We start from the raw sequence: 17,754 nt of genomic DNA, 5'->3' as shown, positions 1-17,754 counted from the left end.
TCCCGGCTCGCCGACCCCGACACCCTCCACCAGACACCGATCGGCGTGTTCCGCTCCGTCCAACGCCCGGTCTACGACACCCTCATGGCCGACCAACTCGACACCGCCATCGAACAACACGGCAAGGGCGACCTCGGACAACTCCTCGCCGGCAACGACACCTGGACCGTCGTCGGCTGACACTGCGGAGAGGAATGAGGGGCGCGGCCTTCGCGAGGGCGGCCGTGCCCCTCACCCCTTCTTCCACCGCTTCTTCTCGTCGTCCGACGCCTTCTCGAACTGGCCGAGGAACCGCGGTGCGCCCTGCTCGACGCGGTACAGGAACAGCTCCTCGTTGTACTTGAACATCATCACGTTCTGTTCGTCGAACCCGTACTTCTTCGTGAGCCCCTGGTACGTGAACGCCCGCATCACCCCGCGCACGGCGACCCGCGCGACGTCCAGCCGCTGGCTCGACACCAGGCCGCTCATGCGCTCGGCCACGCACATCACCGCGTCGTACGCCTCCACCGCGAACCGGTCGACCGGTGCCGTGCCCGACAGCGCCCAGCGCTTGCGGTAGGCGGCGGTGAACGCCTTGGCCGCGGGCACCAGGGCCGGATCGACGTAGGTGGTGCCGAAGTACCAGCCCTCGGCCGCCGGGCCCGCGACGGAGAGGAACTCCGGCCCGAGCGCGTACTCGACACCGCCGCAGAGACCGTCGTAGCCCTGCCGCTTCAGCTCCTTGGCGCACAGGCCGGCGCGGCGCTCGGAGACGCCCCCGTAGAGCACGGCGTCGGGGCGAGCGGCGATGACCTCGCGGACCACCGCAATGAAGTCATCCGTCTCGGCGGGTATTTGATGGACCGTCACTGACTCGCTCACCGCGCTCATGGTGTTCTTCGCGGAGTTGGCGATCCGCCAGGCGAAGTCCCCCGCCGCCTTGTCCTGCACCACGGCCGTCCGCTTCGCGCCGCGCACGATCGCGACGCTGGTGACGGGCAGTTGCAGCATGTCCTGGTGGACGCGCAGCTCGCGGTAGGCGGGGTTGACGATCTGACCGGTGAGGTCGCCCTGTTCGATGCCGACGGCGACGGTCGCGAAGACCAGCATGCTCGCTTCGTACGTGGCGGCGGCGGCCAGCACGGTCTCGCGGGTGGTGGCGCCGATCACGGCCATGACGCCCTTGTCCTGCGCGAACTCCCGCGCCACGGCGCCGGCCCCGCGCGGGTCGCCCTCGTCGTCCCGTACCTTCACCGCCAGGTCGAAGGGCCGGTCGGCACGGGCGTTGAAGGTCTCGGCGGCCAGCCTCGCCCCGCGCTCCTGGGCGCGTCCGTCCGCCTTACGGGGGCCGCTCAGGTCGGTCTGGACCCCGATCGTGTACGTGGGCAGGTCCGCGGGCGGCCCGCCGCCCGAGCCCGTGCCCGTACCGCCGGGCGTCCGGTTCACGAGCCAGACCGTCAGTCCGCCCGCCCCGGCGACGGCGACGGCCGAGCCGAGGGCCAGGAAGCGCCGCCGGGACGGCGAGGTGCGGGCGGCCTGGTCGGCGGAGGGCACCAGGACGGTCGGTTCCGCGACGGGCAGGCCGAGGACCCGGGTGGAGCGTTCGGCGATGAGCGCGGGCAGCCCCGGCGGCAGCCAGTCCCCCGCCGGTCCTTCGGCGGCCCCCAGCCGTGCCCGTACCTCCTCCGCCGTCGGCCGGTCGGCCGGGTCCTTGGCCAGGCAGGCGGTCACCAGCGGGAGCAGCGCCTCCGGTACGCCGTCGAGGTCGGGCTCCTCGTGGACCGTGCGGTACACGATCGCGGCCACCGTGCCCGTACCGAAGGGGCGGCGGCCGGTCGTCGCGTACGCGAGCACGCACCCCAGCGAGAACACGTCGCTCGGCGGGCCGACCTCGCCCGCGCCGCTGACGCGGGCCTGCTCCGGGGCGAGGAAGCCGGGTGTGCCGATCATCGCGTCGGTGGCGGTCAGGGCGGTGGCGCCGGCCGACCGGGCGATGCCGAAGTCGATCAGGCGCGGCCCGTCGAGGGCGAGGAGGACGTTGCCGGGCTTGACGTCCCGGTGGACGAGCCCGGCCTCGTGCATGTCGGTGAGCGCGTCGGCGAGCCGGGCGCCCAGGGCGCGTACGGTCGGCTCGGGCAGGGCTCCGTGCAGGCCGACGGCCTCGGCGAGCGAGGGCCCCGGCACGAACTCGGTGGCGAGCCAGGGCTCCCGGGCCTCCGGGTCGGAGCCGAGGACCCGGACCACCCAGCGGCCGGTGATCCGCTCGGCGACCTGGGCCTCGCGCCGGAACCGCTCCCGGAACCCGGGGTCGGCGGCGTGCTCGGCGAGGATCAGCTTGAGCGCGGCGAGCGCGCCGCCGGCGGAACGGGCGAGGTAGACCACGCCCATGCCGCCGGCGCCGAGCCGGCCGAGGAGGCGGTATCCGGCGATCGACGAGGGATCGGCGGGGCGGAGGGGCCGCACGCGTCAGGTCCGTCTGGTCTTCGGCGGCCCTGCGGGGGCGAAGTCCAGGGGTTTGTAGCGGCCGTTCTCGACGACGTACATGAAGGTGCCGACCACTCCTGTTCCCAGCGCGCCGGTCTCGGGGTCGAAGACGTACTCGCCCATGACGCCGTCGTACTTCGCCTTGCGCAGAAGGGGCGCGAGCGTGGTGCGGTCGGGGCGCTTCCCGGCCTTGGCGGCCTTCTCCAGTTCCTGGGCCAGGAGGTTGACCAGGTCGAAGGACTCGCCCGTGTAGAAGGCGGGGGCCGCGCCGTACCGCTTGCGGTGCGCGGCGACGAAGGCGGACGCCCCCTTGACGGTCGTGGGGTCGACGACCGGGGCGCCGATCACCCAGCCCTCCGCGGCGTCTCCCGCCTCCGCAAGGAACCGGGGCTCGAAGACGTGCTGGCCGCTGATCCTCATGCCGGTGAAGCCGAGTTCGTCGAGCGCACGGGCGGCGAGGACGGCGCTCGGGGTGAGGCCGCAGTGGACGTACGCGTCCATGCCCTCCTCCATCATCGCGCCGAGCACCCGCTTGAATTCGGTGGTGCCCGCGGGCACCACGCGCGGAACGGGGGTCACCTTGCCCTGCCGGAAGGCGAAGTTCGCGCCGCCGATGTACTGCCAGGCGTAGGTGTCGTCCGTCCGCTCCTGGAGGATGCCCGGCCGGACGCTCCGGGTGTTCGTCAGGACGTAGTAGGCGAGGCTGGTACCGGCGATGGCATGCTGCGGGCAGGCCTGGAGCACCGAAAGTCCCTGGCCGCCCGGCTGGTTGCTCAGCAGGTTAAGGCCGGCGGAGACCGTGATGAGGGGCACGAGGGCCTCGTCGTACGCGGGCAGCGCGTTCAGGCCCGTGTAGTCGGAGGTCGGGCCGAGGACGCCGAGGACGTCGGGGTCGCCGGTGAGGGCGCGGGCCGCGGCGAGGGCCTTGTCCTTGTCGCCGGCGTCGTCGGACACCTTCAGTTCGAGGGTGAAGGGCTTGTCCTTACGGGAGTTGAACAGCTCGACCGCGAGGCGCGCGCCGCGTTCCTGGGCGCGGCCGATGTCCTTGGCGGGGCCGGTCAGGTCCGCCTGGACGCCGACGATCCAGCGCCGCTCCTTCGGCGGCGGTGCGGCCGTCTTCCCGTCCTTGCCGTTGTCGTCGTCGCGCAGGGCGGCGTAGGCGGCGATGCCCCCTCCCGCGGCGAGTACGGCTCCCCCGGCCGCCAGGAGCAGGAACTTCCGTCTGTCGGTCACCGGTTGGCCCTCGGCCTCCGACGCGCCGAGCCGGGTGGAGTCGATCTCGGGGAGGGCGAGCATCGCGCCCGAGCGTTCGGCGATGGTCCGGACGACGGGGGCAGGCAGCCAGTCGGCGGCGGCGCCGGGGGTGTCCTCGGTGAGGCGGACGGCGATCTCCTCGGCGGTGGGCCGCCGGGCCGGGTCCTTGGCGAGGCAGGCCCGCAGGAGGTCCAGGAGCCCGTCGGGTACTCCGGTGAGGTCGGGCTCGTCGTGGACGGTGCGGTACAGCAGGGCGTCCACCGCCCCCGTACCGAAGGGCGGGCGGCCGGTCGCCGCGTGGGCGAGGAGGCAGCCGAGGGCGAAGACGTCGCTGGGCGGGCCGATCTCGGCGGAGCGGGCCTCGGCCTGTTCGGGCGCGAGGAAGCCGGGGGTGCCCACGACCATGTCGGTGGAGGTGAGCGCGGTCTCCCCGGTCGCCCGGGCGATGCCGAAGTCGATGAGGCGGGGGCCGTCGACGGCGAGCAGGACGTTGCCCGGCTTGACGTCCCGGTGGACGATCCCGGCCGCGTGGACGGCGGCGAGCGCGCGGGCGACGGCGCCGCCGAGGATCCGTACGCTCCGCTCGGGCAGCGGGCCGTGCGCGGCGACGGCCTCGCCGAGGGAGGGGCCGGGGACGAAGGCGGTCGCCATCCACGGCTCGGGAGCGTCCGGGTCGGCGCCGGTGACGGGGACGGCCCAGGGGCTGACGACCCGGCGGGCGGCCTCGACCTCGCGGCGGAAGCGGGCGCGGAAGTCGGCCTGCTCGGCGCGGTCGGCGTGGGTGACCTTCACGGCGGCCAGTTCGCCGTGGTCCGTGCGGCCGAGGTAGACGACACCCATGCCACCGGCCCCGAGCCGCCCGAGGAGTCGGTAGCCGGCGATCGACGAGGGGTCGGAACGCAGGAGGGGCTGGAGGGCGCCGGGGTCCGGTCGGCCGTTGGGCTCGGGCTGGGGGGTGGTGGGGCTCATGACTGGACCTCCAGTGCGTCCTCGGCCCGCCCGACCATGGTGACCAGGGCCTGGATCTGGGCCCTGTCGAGCTCCTTGGCGATGTGGCCGGGCGCGCCCTTGACGACGGCCGCGACGGTGAGCTGCCCGACGCGGGACTGGTACCAGGAGTACGTCTGCTCGCCCTTGACCGCGTCGTTGAGGTACGTCCCCGCCTCGCGGAGCGAGTCCACGGAGGTGTAGTTGCCGCCGACGCCGAAGGGGCTGCCGAGGGACATGAGTGCGGTGATGCGCTCGCCGTCGCGCAGCTGCTGGGAGGGGCAGCGGAGCGCCTCCTCCAGGGTCTGGGCCATCTCCCAGTCGGCGTCCGACTCGGTGCGGTGGACGGTGACGGTGGCGGAGACCTGCAGGAGCCCCCGCTCCGCCGTCGCGGGGACCTCGCTGTAGGCGGTGACGCTGTAGAGCACGGTCTGCGGCCGGGTGCCGGCCTCCCAGGTGCACCGGGCGTCGAGGACGGGCCAGTAGGTGTCACCGCTGAGGTGCGGGGTGCGCTTGGTGTAGTCCGAGCCCCACGAGTCGGGTCCTGCGACGACCGCGAGGGCGAGCCGTTTGGCGTCGGCCTCGTTCTTCGGGGCCCGTTTCGGGTCCGCGACGAATGCGAGCCGTGTGGACGTGGGTGTGGGTGCAGGCGTGGACGCGGGTGCGGACGCCCCTGGAGACGTACTCGAACTCCCCTTGCCCTCCGGCTGTTTGCCACCACCGCCGTCGTCCGAACAGCCGGTCAGGATCAGCCCGCAGGCCAGCAGGCCCCCGCACGCGCGCAGCACTCTTCCGTACCGGTACGTCACGTTTCCCCCACGCACGCTCACACTTGCCCCCAGTGGTGAGCAGATCGTACGACGCAGAGGTCCAACGGGCCCTGTTTACCGCCTCATTGAGACGATCTCGTGGCCACCGCCTCCGCCCGCGCCACGTCGTAGCGGGCGCGGGCCTCCTCGACCGCCGGGAGGCGGTCGCCGGTCCACCGGGCGAGCTCCCTGACCCGGCCCGCGGCCTCCTCGCCGAGGGCGGTGAGGCTGTAGTCGACGCGGGGCGGGATGACGGGCTTGGCGTCGCGGTGGACGAAGCCGTCGCGCTCCAGGGTCTGGAGCGTCTGCGTCAGCATCTTCTCGCTGACGCCACCGACCCGGCGACGCAGCTCGCTGAACCGGTACGAACGCTCGCTCAGCGCGATGAAGACGAGGACGCCCCATCGGCTGGTGACGTGCTCCAGGACGAGCCGGGACGGGCACATGGCGCCCTCGACGTCGGCCAGCAGGCTCTGCGGCTCGCGCTCGCCACTCACTCCCGCACTTACTCCCATGCCAGTACCTTACTTCAAAGTGGGTACTTTCGGAAGGTTAGTGTCCGCCGTACGGTGAGTGCATCGCCCCACCGCACCCCACCGCACCCCATGGATAGGAACCACCCCATGAGCATCGTCGTCACCGGAGCCACCGGACAGCTCGGCCGTCTCGTCGTCGACGAGCTGCTGGCGCGGGTCCCCGCCGAGTCCGTCGTCGCCGTCGTCCGCGACAAGGCGAAGGCCGCCGCCCTCGCCGAGCGCGGTGTCGAGCTGCGGGTCGCGGACTACAGCGAGCCCGAGACCCTCGCGGGCGTCTTCGAGGCGGGCGACCGGGTCCTGCTGATCTCCGGCAGCGAGGTCGGGCAGCGCGTGGCCCAGCACGCCGCCGTCATCGACGCGGCCAAGGCCGCCGGCGTCGCGCAGCTCGCGTACACCGGCGTCCTCGGCGGCCCGGAGGCCGACTTCGACCTGGCCGCCGAGCACCGGGCGACGGAGACCCTGATCCTCGACTCGGGGCTGCCGTACACGTTCCTGCGCAACGGCTGGTACACCGAGAACTACACCGCCAACCTCGCCCCCGTCCTCGCCCACGGCGCCGTCGTCGCCAACGCGGGTGAGGGGCGCGTCGCCTCCGCCACCCGCGCCGACTACGCCGCCGCGGCCGCCGCCGTCCTGGCAGGCCCTGCCGAGGAGCACGTGAACACGGCGTACGAGCTGAGCGGTGACGTCGCCTGGTCGCTGGCCGAGTACGCGGCCGAGGTCGCCCGCCAGACCGGCAAGGAGATCGCGTACAGCAACGTCCCGGCGGAGACGCACGAGGAGATCCTGACCGGCGCGGGCGTCCCGCCGTTCTTCGCCGCGATCCTCGTGGACGTCGACAAGGCCATCGAGCGCGGGGCGCTGGCACGGCGGACCGGCGACCTCTCCCGCCTCATCGGCCGCCCGACGACCCCGCTGGCCGAGACGATCGCGGCGGCGCTCGCGTAGCCCCCACCTCAAGGGTCATGACCGTATCGCGGTACGGACATGACAGCCTGCCCCGTGCGGCGCTACCTTCATCAGGACGGCGCGGCGCGGGGCAGGAGGTTCGGTGAAGACGGACAACGAGGGACGGACAGGTCTCCTCTACGGGATCGGTGCCTACGGGATGTGGGGACTGGTCCCGCTCTTCTGGCCGCTCCTGAAGCCGGCCGGGGCGGTCGAGATCCTCGCCCACCGGATGGTCTGGTCCCTGGCCTTCGTCGTCGTCGCGCTCCTCGCGGTCCGCCGCTGGGGCTGGATACGCGAACTGGCGCGCAGCCCGCGCAAGCTGGGCCTGATCACGCTCGCGGCGACGGTGATCACCGTCAACTGGGGTGTGTACATCTGGTCCGTCAACACCGGCCACGTCGTCGAGGCGTCCCTCGGCTACTTCATCAACCCGCTCGTCACCATCGCGCTCGGCGTCCTGCTCCTGAAGGAGCGGCTGCGGCCCGCGCAGTGGGTGGCGGTCGGCGTCGCGGCGACGGCCGTCCTCGTCCTGTCGGTCGGGTACGGAGAGCCGCCGTGGATCTCGCTGATCCTGGCCTTCTCGTTCGGCGTGTACGGCCTGGTGAAGAAGAAGGTCAACATCGGCGGCCTGGAGTCGCTCGCGGCCGAGACGGCGGTCCAGTTCCTGCCCGCCCTCGCGTACCTGCTCTGGCTCGGCTCGCAGGGCACGAGCACCTTCGGCGCGGAGGGCGCCGGGCACGCGGCCCTGCTCGCCGCGACCGGCGTGGTGACGGCGGTGCCGCTGATCTGCTTCGGCGCGGCGGCGATCCGCGTACCGCTGTCGACGCTGGGGCTGCTGCAGTACCTGGCGCCGATGTTCCAGTTCGTGCTGGGGATCGCGTACTTCCACGAGGCGATGCCGCCGGAGAGGTGGGCGGGCTTCTCGCTGGTGTGGCTGGCGCTGACGATCCTGACGTGGGACGCGCTGCGCACGAACCGCCGGAGCCGGGCGGAACTGGCGGCGGCGGAGCGCGCGGCGACGGCGGCCACGGAGTCCGGCGCCACCGCCCCCTCCGCCCCGTCCTCCCAGCCGGCGCAGCCCGCGCAGCCCGCGTAGGAGGCGCTCGACGGCGGCCACGAGCCCCGGCTCGGAGGAGACTCCGAGCCGGGGCTCCGTCGTGGGGGGGGCAGGCACCCGGACCGGGCTCAGGAGACGGTGGCCTTGGGCTTGAGCGTCTCGTCCAGGGCCCCCGCGGCCTCCGGGGTCCGCTTCCGCCCCCGTACGCCCGTCGCCGTGATCACCGCGCCGAGCGCCACCATCGCCACCGGTACGGCCAGCGCCGCCCGGAAGCCGTCGAGGCCGCCGCCGACGACCCCGTACACCGCCGTCACCAGTGAGATGCCGACCGCGGAGCCGAACTGCGTCGCCGTCGTGAGCAGCCCGCTCGCGAGCCCCTGCTCCTCCTCCGCGATGCCGTCCGTCGCGGCGATCGTCAGCGGACCGTACGCGAGCGAGAAGGCGAGCCCGGTCAGCAGCAGGGTCGGGAACATCGCCGCGTACGACCAGTCGGGGCCGACCGGCAGGAACAGCGCGTACGAGACGATCGCGAGCACGAACCCGCCGAGGATCACCCGGCCGTTGCCGAACCGCGCCACCAGCCTCGGCGTCAGCGTCGGGGCGAGGATCGCGTCGACGCCCATCACCATCAGCGCGAACGCCGTCTCCAGGGAGGACCAGCCGCGCAGCTCCTGGAGGTAGAGCGTGGCGACGAACTGGAAACCGAAGAAGGAGCCGACGAAGAGCAGCGCCCCGAGGTCGGCCCGGACGGTCGACGCCTTGCGCAGCAGCCCGAGGCGTACGAGCGGGGAGGCCGCCCGTCGCTCGACGGCGACGAACACCCCGACGAGGACCACGCCCGCCGCGGCCACGAGCGCGGTCAGCGGCCAGCCGTCGAGACCGTGCTCGAGCCGGACGATCGCGAAGGCGAGCAGCAGCATCGCACCGGCCGCCGTCAGCGCTCCCGCCAGGTCGAAGCCGCCGGCCACCCGCTCCGGGCGCGACTCCTTCGGGACCAGGCGCACGGCGGCGAGCAGGATCGCGGCCGCGAGGAGGACGGGCGCGAAGAAGACCCAGCGCCAGTCGAGCTGGGTGAGCAGCCCGCCGATGACGAGGCCGAGGGAGAAGCCTCCGGCGGCGGTGCCCGCGAAGACGAGCAGCGCCTGGTTGCGCTGCGGCCCCTCCTCGTACGAGGTCGTGATGATCGACAGCGCGGCGGGAGTCATGAAGGCGGCGGCGACACCCGTCACGAAGCGGGCCGTGATCAGCATCCAGCCCTCGGTCGCGAAGCCGCCTAGCCCGGAGAAGAGCAGGAAGACGACGAGCCAGCCGAGGAACATCCTGCGGCGGCCGAGCAGGTCGGCGGCGCGTCCGCCGAGGAGGGTGAAGCCGGCGTAGCCGAGGACGTACGCGGACATCACCCAGGCCGCGGAACCGGTGGACAGGTCCAGATCGGATCTGATGCTCGGCACGGCGACGGCGAGCATGGCGACGTCGATGCCTTCGAGGAAAATCGTCCCGCAGAGGACGAGGAGGAGGGCCCAGGCGCGTGCGGGAAGGGGCGCGGATCCGGATGTCGACGCGGATGCGGATGTGGACACGGCTGTCTCCAAGGCAGGGAGGGGGAAGGGTGGTTACCGGCCATTGGGTCGGTTCTCTCTTGTAACCACCTCGATCCTGCGGCAGGATCCGATGCCATGGAAGAAGGCACTTTGAAGTCACCGAGTCACTGCGAAGTGACCTACACCGACGGCCGGTCCGGGGACGCGGACCCCTTCCAGTGGGACACCCGGGAGGACTGCGAGGTACGGCAGATCCTCGACCGGGTCGCCGACAAGTGGTCCCTGCTCGTCATCGCCCTGCTCGACCGCCGCAAGCTGCGCTTCTCGGAGCTGAAGCGGGAGATCGACGGGGTCAGCCAGCGCATGCTGACGGTCACGCTGCGGCAGTTGGAGCGGGACGGCCTGGTGAAGCGGACGGTCCATCCTGTGGTCCCGCCGCGCGTGGACTACGAACTGACGCCGCTGGGCGGGACGTTGCACACGACGATCCGCTCGCTGGTGACGTGGACGGAGCTGCACCAGAACGAGATCGCGGCGGCGCGGGAGGAGTATGACGCGAGGGAGGCGGCGGAGACTGCTCCGGAGCCGGCGCCGGAGCCGGCTGCCGCGTCGGTCTGACGCGGGCCGACGCGCTCTCACTGACGCGGGCCGACGCGCGGCGAGGGGCGGCTACGGGCGCGGGACCGGCCGAACCTGTACGACTGGTCCCATGACAGCACCCACAACGCCCCTCCACTGGAAGGTCGTCATCGACACCGCCGACCCGCACGCGCAGGCCGGCTTCTGGGCCGCCGCGCTCGGTTACGTGGACGAGGACCACAGCGCGCTCATCGGACGGCTCCTCGGCGCGGGCGCCGCGCCGCCCGAGCTGACGGTCACGCTCGCGGACGGGCGCAGCGCCTGGCGCGATCTGGCCGCCGTCCGGCACCCGGACGACCCGTTCGAGGAGGAGTCGGGCACCGGCCTCGGGCGCCGCATCCTCTTCCAGCGCGTCCCCGAGGCGAAGACCGTCAAGAACCGCCTCCACCTGGACCTCCACCCGGGCCCCGAGGCCCGCGACGCGGAGGTGACCCGCCTGGAGTCCCTGGGCGCCTCGGTCCTGCGCCGGGTGTCGGAGTGGGGGATGACGTGGGTGGTCATGACCGACCCCGAGGGCAACGAGTTCTGCGTGGAGTGACGTTCGGACGGCGGCCCTCACCGCCGTCCGACGTCGCGCCGTCAGGCCTCGCGCCGCACCTCGAACTGGAAGCAGCCGTACTCGACCGCCCTGACGTGCACGAGCGCGACGCGCGGGTCGGCGAAGGCCTCCGCGAAGCCCTCGTCGAAGCCGGCGGTCGCCTCCGCCGGGATCTCCAGGAGCCGCCCGCCGACGATCCGCCCCTCGGCGTCGTACCGCCGGAGCGTGCGCAGCGCGCCGGGGCGGTCGAAGGGGTACGACTCCGGTTCGGCGACGGGCCCGCCGCACTCCCCGGCGTGGACGAAGACCGGCCCCTGCTCGTCGTACGCCCCGGGCGCGGCGCCGGTCACGGCGGCCCAGCGGCGCAGCGGGGCGTACGAGACCAGGGCGATCCTGTCCCCCTCGACGATGTTCCGCAGACAGCAGCGCAGCGGGCTGCCGTCCTCGGCGTCGGTGGCGGTGAACGGGAGACAGGGCCGCCCGGCGTCGTCCCCGACGCGAAGCTCGGCGAGGACGGCGGGCTCGATGGGGCGTGCGGTGTACGTGGTCATGCCCCCAGCCTCACGCGCCCGCCCCCGACCGCGCTGGCGGAATTCGGACGCCGCGCTCTCCTCGGTCCGGGTCGTCCGGGTCAGTCCCACTGCTGGTCGGCGAGGGAGGTGACCGGGTTCGGCTTGCCGATGACGGCCAGGGCGATGAAGAAGTTGATCTGGCCGATCGCGATGGTGAGGGTGGCCAGCGCCTTGTCGTCGTAGTGCTTCGCCACCTCGGCGTACAGCTCGTCGGAGACGCGCTCCTTGCCGTGCGGCGCGGGCTGGAGGGTCGCCTCCACCAGGGCGAGGGCGGCGCGCTCGGCGTCGGTGAAGTACGGGGCGTCCTGCCAGGAGGAGACGGCGGTGATGCGGTCCTCGGACACGCCGGCCTTGCGGAGGAAGGCGGTGTTCAGAACGGTCAGGTACGTGTTGCCGACGATCTGACCGGCACGCAGGTGGACGAGGCTCATCGTGGCGCGCGGCACCGAGCGGTTGCCCGTGGCCCGGAAGAGAGCGGCGCTGACGTCCGCCATCTCGGGCACGAACTCGCCCGGGTTCGGCATCCGGGAGATGGAGGGCTTCGGGGCGGAGGTCGGGTTCGAGGTCGGGTTCACGTTCGTCATGGCTGTGCTCCTTCGTATCGGCTTGCCTTGTCTGCGTCTTCACAGCACTGACGGAAGCGCGCACGGACGTGTGACAGGTATCCGAAGAAGTTTTTTGCCGGGGGCTCCCGGAGTCGCCGATCACGTACGGGAGTTGGCGTTCGATCAGGACCTGAACGTCCGTGACAACGCTCGTCCGGTGAGCGAACAGTTCTGACCGGTTTCCGCTCTTGACGGGAAGTCAAATTCTCGCCGAACATTCAGCCCACGAACCACCCGCACAGCTCCAGCGCCTCGTGGCACCCACGCCCCGGGGCGTCTCGCACGTTCCGTCCCATCCCCGTTCGGAATCCGGAGCCCCCACATGAACCTCTCCGTTCCCAGACGCGCCGCCGCACTCGCGGCCGTGACAGCCCTGGCGCTCGCCGGCTTCACCGGTGCCTCCGCGAACGCGGCACCCGCCGCGCCCGCCGCGCCCACCGCCGCGCCCGACATACCGCTCGCCAACGTCAAACAGCACCTCGCCGACCTGCAGTCCATAGCCAACGCCAACGGCGGCAACCGCGCCCACGGCCGTACCGGCTACAAGGCGTCGATCGACTTCGTGAAGGCCAAGCTGGACGCGGCCGGATTCACCACCACCGTCCAGCAGTTCACCTCCAGCGGCGCCACCGGCTACAACCTCATCGCCGACTGGCCGGGCGGCGACCCCAACCAGGTCCTCATGGCCGGAGCGCACCTCGACTCCGTCTCCTCCGGCGCCGGGATCAACGACAACGGCTCCGGCTCCGCCGCCGTCCTGGAGACCGCGCTCGCCGTCTCACGGGCCAACCTCCAGCCCACGAAGCACCTGCGCTTCGGCTGGTGGGGCGCCGAGGAGCTCGGGCTCGTCGGGTCGAAGTACTACGTCAACCAGCTGCCCAGCACGGAGCGTTCGAAGGTCTCCGGGTATCTGAACTTCGACATGATCGGCTCGCCCAACCCCGGCTACTTCGTCTACGACGACGACCCCACGATCGAGCAGACCTTCAAGAGCTACTTCGCCGGCATCGGCGTCCCCACCGAGATCGAGACCGAGGGCGACGGCCGCTCCGACCACGCCTCGTTCAAGAACGTGGGCATCCCCGTCGGCGGTCTGTTCACCGGCGCCAGCCGCGTGAAGTCCAGTGCCCAGGTGCAGAAGTGGGGCGGTACGGCCACGGCCTTCGACCGCTGCTACCACTCCTCCTGCGACACGACCTCGAACATCAACGACACGGCCCTCGACCGCAACAGCGACGCCGTCGCCCACGCGATCTGGACCCTGTCGGCCGGTACGACCACGCCGCCCACCGGCACGGTCTTCGAGAACACCGCCGACGTGTCCATCCCGGACAACGGCGCCGCGGTGACCTCGACGGTCAACGTCACCGGCATCACCGGCAACGCGCCCGCCGCCCTCAAGGTGGACGTGAACATCGTCCACACCTACCGCGGTGATCTCGTCGTCGACCTCGTCGCCCCGGACGGCTCGGTCTACAACCTGCACAACCAGAGCGGCGGCAGCGCCGACAACCTCGTGCAGGCCTACACCGTGAACGCCTCCTCCGAGGTCGCCAACGGTGCCTGGAAGCTCCGCGCCCAGGACAAGGCCTCGGTCGACACCGGGTACATCAACAGCTTCAAGCTGACGTTCCCGTAGGAAGAGCCGACAGGCCCTCACAGAGACGCCCGGGTGGGCCGGTGACCATCGCCCCCGACCCACCCGGGGTCACATCGCTCTCCCCGCGCCCTACTTCGCGGCGTTCGCCGCGTCCACGAGCGCCTGCTTCGTCACCGCGCCGACGTAGACCTTGCCGTCGTCCGTCATCAGCGCGTTCACGATCTTCGTCTTGAAGACCGTGCCGGAGCCGAACTTCCCGTCGACCTCGTCCCCGAGCGAGTCCAGGAAGCCCTGGATCTCCTTCGGGGCCTCGTCCGTCTTCGGGGCCTTGGCGCCGGTGTCGTACGTGGCGATCGTCGTCCAGCCCTCGCCGATGACGTTCATGCCCTTGCCCTCGCCGGCGCCGGGAGCCATGCCACCGAAGAGGCCGTCGAGGCCGCCGAACTCCTTCTCCAGGTCCTTCTCGACGTCCTCGGGCGACTTCCCGTGCTCCGCCGGGCCCTCGCCCATGCCCTCGGTCACCTTCGCGCCCTTGGGCGCCTTGAAGTCGAACGTCGAGGCCGCCGGCTTGGCGAAGTCGACCTTCGTGAAGCCCGCGTCGAGGACCGGCTTGCCGCCCTCGACCGACGCCAGCGTGAACTTCAGCGGCGTACCGGTCTTCGCGTCCACCGCGATCTTCACCGACTCGACCGTCGAGCCGCTCTGCTTGGGCTTGATCACCAGCTGGTACGCGTCCCGGCCTGCCACCGTGGCCGTCCCGCCCACCGTGATCGACGTCGTGTCGCCGGCCGCCTTCAGGACCTCGTCCGCGAGCTCCTTGGGCGTGCCCGGGAGCTCCTTCTCCTCGGCGGGGCGGTCCGCGGCCTCGCCCTTCTCGTGGAACACCTCGTTCGACTTGCTGTCGTACGCCCAGACGTCGTCGCCGTTGTGGATCAGGCTGTACTCGTCCGAGCCGTCCAGGATCGTCAGCTTCTGCCTGTCGGGGCCGTCCGCGGCCACGCGCAGCGTGTGCGTGCCCGAGATCAGCTTCGTCAGCATCTCGGTCGGGTCCGTGGACGGGGTGCCGCCGGTCGCTCCGCCGGACGCGAAGCTGTCGGCGAGACCGGCCACCGACGGCAGGCCCAGGTCGGTGCTCACCTTGAACGTGCCGGACAGCGTCTGCGTGTCCGACGCGGCGATCTTCTCGATCAGCTGCTGCGCCGTGATCTCGGGCAGATCGGGGTCGCCCGACGCCGCCAGCGCCGGTACGAGTCCGATCGTCGCCGCGGCCACGCCGGCCACCGCGAACGGGACGACGTAGCGGCTCGCCTTACGGGTCTCTGCCATGGTCTGTCCTAACCTCCGTGGTCGATGACTCCATCTGACCAAACCGGCGGCTCGGAATCGTCAGACTCCGGAATCAACCTCACGTACTGCTATGGGATGACAGACCCCTAGGGCCTCTGCCCCGACCGGGGGAACCCCCGGCCGGGAAACGCCGGCCCGGTGGGTCAGCCCGCGCGGTGGACCACCGCGTCGCACAGCTCCTCCAGGGCCGACTTCGCGTACCCCTCCGGCAGCGGCGCCAGCATCGCCCGCGCCTCCTCCGCGAACCGCACGGTGTCCCGCCGGGCCTGCTCCAGGGCCGGGTGGACGCGCAGCCGGCGCAGGACCTCCGCGTGCCGGGCGTCGTCGGTGAGGTCGCCGTCGATCAGCTCGACGAGCTCCACGTCCTCGGGGCGCCCGTGGGCCGCCGCGGCGGCGCGCAGGTGGAGGACCGGGAGGGTGGGGATGCCCTCGCGGAGGTCCGTGCCCGGGGTCTTGCCGGACTCGTGCGAGTCGGAGGCGATGTCGAGGACGTCGTCGGCGAGCTGGAAGGCGACGCCGAGCCGCTCCCCGTACTGGGTGAGGATGTCGACGACGCTCTCGTCCGCGCCGGACATCATCGCGCCGAAGCGGCAGGAGACGGCGACGAGCGAGCCGGTCTTGCCGCCGAGCACGTCGAGGTAGTGGTCGACCGGGTCGCGGTCGCCCTGCGGGCCGGCCGTCTCCAGGATCTGACCGGTGACCAGACGTTCGAACGCCTCCGACTGGATCCGTACGGCTTCGGGGCCGAGGTCCGCCAGTGTGTGCGAGGCGCGGGCGAAGAGGAAGTCACCCGTGAGGACGGCGATGGAGTTGCCCCATCGGGTGTTCGCGCTGTCGACCCCGCGCCGCACGTCCGCCTCGTCCATGACGTCGTCGTGGTAGAGCGTCGCCAGGTGGGTGAGCTCGACGACGACGGCCGAGGGCACGACACCCGGGGAGTACGGGTCGCCGAACTGGGCGGCGAGCATCACGAGCAGCGGCCGGAAACGCTTGCCACCTGCGAGGACGAGGTGCTGCGCGGCCTCCGTGATGAACGGGATCTCGCTCTTGGTGGCGTCGAGGAGCCCTGCCTCCACGGCCGCCAACCCGGTCTGGACATCGGCCTCAAGAGCCTGGTCCCGCACGCTAAGACCGAACGGCCCGACGACGGTCACGAGGGGGTCTCCTGTCTGCTGACGCCTGCTTTGGCTGCCGACGATCACACGGATTGTCGATGTGTCGCTCGATTCACTCAAGTCAGCGTATCCGGTCGCGTTTCGATCACCATGGGCGCCTTCCCGCCACCCCCGGTATGTTCGTGATCAGCTCATACGACCAGGAGTAGCCGTTTTGTCCCGAACAGCGATCGATATCGACGCCGACGGGGAGCAGCCGCCCCCCGAGGACGATCATGCCTTCTTCGGCCACCCGAAGGGCCTTCTCACCCTCTCGGGTCTGGAGGTCTGGGAGCGGTTCTCGTTCCTCGGCATGCAGGCGATCCTCGTCCTCTACTTCGCCGACACCGTCGCGAACGAGGGCCTCGGGATGGATCCTGGCACCGCCGCCTCCGTCGCGGCGGCGTACGGCACCCTCGTCTATCTGGTGTCCGTGGCCGGCGGCTGGCTCGCCGACCGCATCCTCGGCTCGTACCGGGCCGTCCTGTGGGGCGGTGTCCTGATCGCTCTCGGCCACTACTCGATGGCCGTGCCGACGGCCGCCATGACATGGGTGGGGCTCGGTCTGATCAGCGCCGGCACCGGCCTGCTCAAGCCCAACGTCGCCACGATGGTCGGCAAGCTCTACGCCACCGACGACGACCGCCGTGACGCGGGCTTCGCCCTCTACTACATGGCGATCAACATCGGCGCCTTCGCGGGACCCCTGATCACCGGCTGGCTCGCCGACCACCGCGGCTACCACTGGGGCTTCTCCGCGGCGGCCATCGGCATGACCTTCGGACTCCTCCAGTACGTCCTCGGCCGGCGTCACCTGGCCGGGCGCAAGCACTCCGCCGAATTCGCCCTCGCCCCCGAAGCGATGCGCCGGGCGGTCCGGCTGATCGTCCTCGGGATCGTCGTCGTGGGCGCCCTGGGAGCCCTGCTGGCCGGGCTCGGCCGGCTGACGATGGACCGTTTCGTCGACCTCCTCACGCTCATCTCGGTGATCGCCCCGGTCGTCTACTTCTGGGTGATGTTCAAGAGCCCCCGGGTCACCGCGGAGGAGCGCGGCCGGCTGAAGCCGTACATCGTGCTCTTCCTGGCCTCCGTGGTCTTCAACTTCATCCTCTTCCAGGCGTACTCGACGATGATCCTGCTGGCCTCCACCAACGCCCGCACCACCATCCTCGGCTTCGACTTCCCCGCCAGCTGGTACGCCTCCGCCCTCGGCGCCTTCGAGGTGGCGCTCGCGCCCGTCGTCGCCGGCGTCTGGGCCCGGATGGGCCACAAACAGCCGCACGCCTCCAACAAGATCGCCTTCGGCGTGATCCTCGGCGGCCTTTCGTTCCTCCTGATGGTGCTGCCGACGTCCGGGCACGCGGACGACACGTACCAGATGGCGGCCTGGTGGATCGTCGGCTCGTACCTGCTGCTCGGCCTCGGCGACGTCCTCCTGGAGACCTCCGGGATGTCGGCGACCAGCAAGCTCGCGCCGAAGGCCTTCTCCAGCCAGACGATGTCGCTCTGGTTCCTCTCCCTCGCGCTCGCCAACGGCATCCAGGCGCAGACCGTGAAGCTGTACGACGACGTCTCCAAGCCCGCGTACTTCGGCGTCAACGGAGCCATCGCCGTCGTCGCCGGCCTCGTCGTGATCGCCATGGCGCCCTGGCTGCGCCGCACCATGCACCCCGTCCACTGAGGTCCACCGAGCTCCGC

General features: G+C 71.6%; 15 protein-coding genes and 1 pseudogene. 7 read left to right on the top strand and 9 right to left on the bottom strand.

The genetic code is table 11. From position 1 onward, the window contains the following. Positions 1 to 180: pseudogene (locus ACGFYP_RS17060) on the top strand (2-oxoacid:ferredoxin oxidoreductase subunit beta); the annotation flags it as partial. A 51-nt stretch (positions 181 to 231) separates the two neighbouring features. On the opposite strand, the gene ACGFYP_RS17055 reads toward ACGFYP_RS17060, so the two are convergent. The 4 genes from ACGFYP_RS17055 to ACGFYP_RS17040 form a co-directional block, all read right to left on the bottom strand. Further along, positions 232 to 2,445 (bottom strand): bifunctional serine/threonine-protein kinase/ABC transporter substrate-binding protein, encoded by a 2,214-nt coding sequence (locus ACGFYP_RS17055; protein ID WP_393493446.1) that lies wholly within the window; start codon positions 2,443 to 2,445, stop codon positions 232 to 234. Positions 2,446 to 2,448: 3 nt separating this feature from the next. Beyond that, positions 2,449 to 4,689, bottom strand: a complete 2,241-nt coding sequence (locus tag ACGFYP_RS17050; RefSeq protein WP_393493443.1) for a bifunctional serine/threonine-protein kinase/ABC transporter substrate-binding protein — start codon at positions 4,687 to 4,689, stop codon at positions 2,449 to 2,451. Next, positions 4,686 to 5,516 carry a hypothetical protein gene (locus tag ACGFYP_RS17045; protein WP_393493440.1) on the bottom strand — a complete coding sequence of 277 codons (831 nt, stop codon included), beginning with the start codon at positions 5,514 to 5,516 and terminating at the stop codon, positions 4,686 to 4,688. The genes ACGFYP_RS17050 and ACGFYP_RS17045 overlap by 4 nt, the downstream gene beginning before the upstream one ends. Positions 5,517 to 5,599: 83 nt before the next feature. Further along, complete coding sequence (locus ACGFYP_RS17040; protein ID WP_393493438.1) at positions 5,600 to 6,031, bottom strand: winged helix-turn-helix transcriptional regulator; 432 nt, start codon at positions 6,029 to 6,031, stop codon at positions 5,600 to 5,602. A 108-nt stretch (positions 6,032 to 6,139) separates the two neighbouring features. Here ACGFYP_RS17040 and ACGFYP_RS17035 point away from each other — a divergent pair, with 108 nt between their 5' ends. Together ACGFYP_RS17035 and rarD are read left to right on the top strand one after the other, a co-directional pair. After that, positions 6,140 to 7,000 carry an NAD(P)H-binding protein gene (locus ACGFYP_RS17035; RefSeq protein WP_393493435.1) on the top strand — a complete coding sequence of 287 codons (861 nt, stop codon included), beginning with the start codon at positions 6,140 to 6,142 and terminating at the stop codon, positions 6,998 to 7,000. A 103-nt stretch (positions 7,001 to 7,103) separates the two neighbouring features. Further along, positions 7,104 to 8,099, top strand: coding sequence for an EamA family transporter RarD (gene rarD / locus ACGFYP_RS17030; protein ID WP_393493432.1), 996 nt, complete (start codon positions 7,104 to 7,106; stop codon positions 8,097 to 8,099). Between the two features lie 89 nt (positions 8,100 to 8,188). Here the strand turns inward: rarD and ACGFYP_RS17025 are convergent, their stop codons facing one another. After that, positions 8,189 to 9,640, bottom strand: a complete 1,452-nt coding sequence (locus ACGFYP_RS17025) for an MFS transporter (protein WP_393493428.1) — start codon at positions 9,638 to 9,640, stop codon at positions 8,189 to 8,191. Between the two features lie 96 nt (positions 9,641 to 9,736). Here ACGFYP_RS17025 and ACGFYP_RS17020 point away from each other — a divergent pair, with 96 nt between their 5' ends. Continuing rightward, the gene (locus ACGFYP_RS17020; RefSeq protein ID WP_393493425.1) at positions 9,737 to 10,219 is read left to right on the top strand and encodes a winged helix-turn-helix transcriptional regulator; all 483 of its coding nucleotides are present in this window, start codon (positions 9,737 to 9,739) and stop codon (positions 10,217 to 10,219) included. 91 nt (positions 10,220 to 10,310) lie between these two features. Then, on the top strand, positions 10,311 to 10,778 hold the full coding sequence (locus ACGFYP_RS17015; protein WP_361960960.1) for a VOC family protein: 468 nt from the start codon (positions 10,311 to 10,313) through the stop codon (positions 10,776 to 10,778). A gap of 41 nt (positions 10,779 to 10,819) precedes the next feature. On the opposite strand, the gene ACGFYP_RS17010 is transcribed toward ACGFYP_RS17015, so the two are convergent. After that, on the bottom strand, positions 10,820 to 11,329 hold the full coding sequence (locus ACGFYP_RS17010) for a DUF1203 domain-containing protein (protein WP_393493421.1): 510 nt from the start codon (positions 11,327 to 11,329) through the stop codon (positions 10,820 to 10,822). A gap of 80 nt (positions 11,330 to 11,409) precedes the next feature. After that, the gene (locus ACGFYP_RS17005; RefSeq protein WP_393493418.1) at positions 11,410 to 11,934 is read right to left on the bottom strand and encodes a carboxymuconolactone decarboxylase family protein; all 525 of its coding nucleotides are present in this window, start codon (positions 11,932 to 11,934) and stop codon (positions 11,410 to 11,412) included. Between the two features lie 343 nt (positions 11,935 to 12,277). Here ACGFYP_RS17005 and ACGFYP_RS17000 point away from each other — a divergent pair, with 343 nt between their 5' ends. Then, the gene (locus ACGFYP_RS17000; RefSeq protein ID WP_393493415.1) at positions 12,278 to 13,594 is read left to right on the top strand and encodes a M28 family metallopeptidase; all 1,317 of its coding nucleotides are present in this window, start codon (positions 12,278 to 12,280) and stop codon (positions 13,592 to 13,594) included. A 90-nt stretch (positions 13,595 to 13,684) separates the two neighbouring features. On the opposite strand, the gene ACGFYP_RS16995 is transcribed toward ACGFYP_RS17000, so the two are convergent. Then, positions 13,685 to 14,881 carry an outer membrane lipoprotein carrier protein LolA gene (locus ACGFYP_RS16995; protein ID WP_393493412.1) on the bottom strand — a complete coding sequence of 399 codons (1,197 nt, stop codon included), beginning with the start codon at positions 14,879 to 14,881 and terminating at the stop codon, positions 13,685 to 13,687. Positions 14,882 to 15,045: 164 nt separating this feature from the next. Beyond that, positions 15,046 to 16,056 (bottom strand): polyprenyl synthetase family protein, encoded by a 1,011-nt coding sequence (locus tag ACGFYP_RS16990; protein ID WP_361960952.1) that lies wholly within the window; start codon positions 16,054 to 16,056, stop codon positions 15,046 to 15,048. Between the two features lie 175 nt (positions 16,057 to 16,231). On the opposite strand from ACGFYP_RS16990, the gene ACGFYP_RS16985 reads away from it, so the two are divergent. Continuing rightward, on the top strand, positions 16,232 to 17,737 hold the full coding sequence (locus ACGFYP_RS16985) for a peptide MFS transporter (RefSeq protein WP_393493409.1): 1,506 nt from the start codon (positions 16,232 to 16,234) through the stop codon (positions 17,735 to 17,737). The last annotated feature ends 17 nt before the right edge of the window (positions 17,738 to 17,754 follow it).

Origin of the sequence: Streptomyces sp. NPDC048370 (assembly GCF_043200825.1) — a bacterium.
GTDB lineage: Bacteria > Actinomycetota > Actinomycetes > Streptomycetales > Streptomycetaceae > Streptomyces.
This window is presented reverse-complemented; position numbering and strand designations above follow the sequence as displayed.

Bases quoted from the DNA above. Each gene is read 5' to 3' on its own strand.
- ACGFYP_RS17050 (WP_393493443.1), bottom strand. From the start codon at position 4,689: ATGAGCCCCACCACCCCCCAGCCCGAGCCCAACGGCCGACCGGACCCC.
- ACGFYP_RS17040 (WP_393493438.1), bottom strand. From the start codon at position 6,031: ATGGGAGTAAGTGCGGGAGTGAGTGGCGAGCGCGAGCCGCAGAGCCTG.
- ACGFYP_RS17035 (WP_393493435.1), top strand. From the start codon at position 6,140: ATGAGCATCGTCGTCACCGGAGCCACCGGACAGCTCGGCCGTCTCGTC.
- ACGFYP_RS17020 (WP_393493425.1), top strand. From the start codon at position 9,737: ATGGAAGAAGGCACTTTGAAGTCACCGAGTCACTGCGAAGTGACCTAC.
- ACGFYP_RS17015 (WP_361960960.1), top strand. From the start codon at position 10,311: ATGACAGCACCCACAACGCCCCTCCACTGGAAGGTCGTCATCGACACC.
- ACGFYP_RS17010 (WP_393493421.1), bottom strand. From the start codon at position 11,329: ATGACCACGTACACCGCACGCCCCATCGAGCCCGCCGTCCTCGCCGAG.
- ACGFYP_RS17005 (WP_393493418.1), bottom strand. From the start codon at position 11,934: ATGACGAACGTGAACCCGACCTCGAACCCGACCTCCGCCCCGAAGCCC.
- ACGFYP_RS17000 (WP_393493415.1), top strand. From the start codon at position 12,278: ATGAACCTCTCCGTTCCCAGACGCGCCGCCGCACTCGCGGCCGTGACA.
- ACGFYP_RS16995 (WP_393493412.1), bottom strand. From the start codon at position 14,881: ATGGCAGAGACCCGTAAGGCGAGCCGCTACGTCGTCCCGTTCGCGGTG.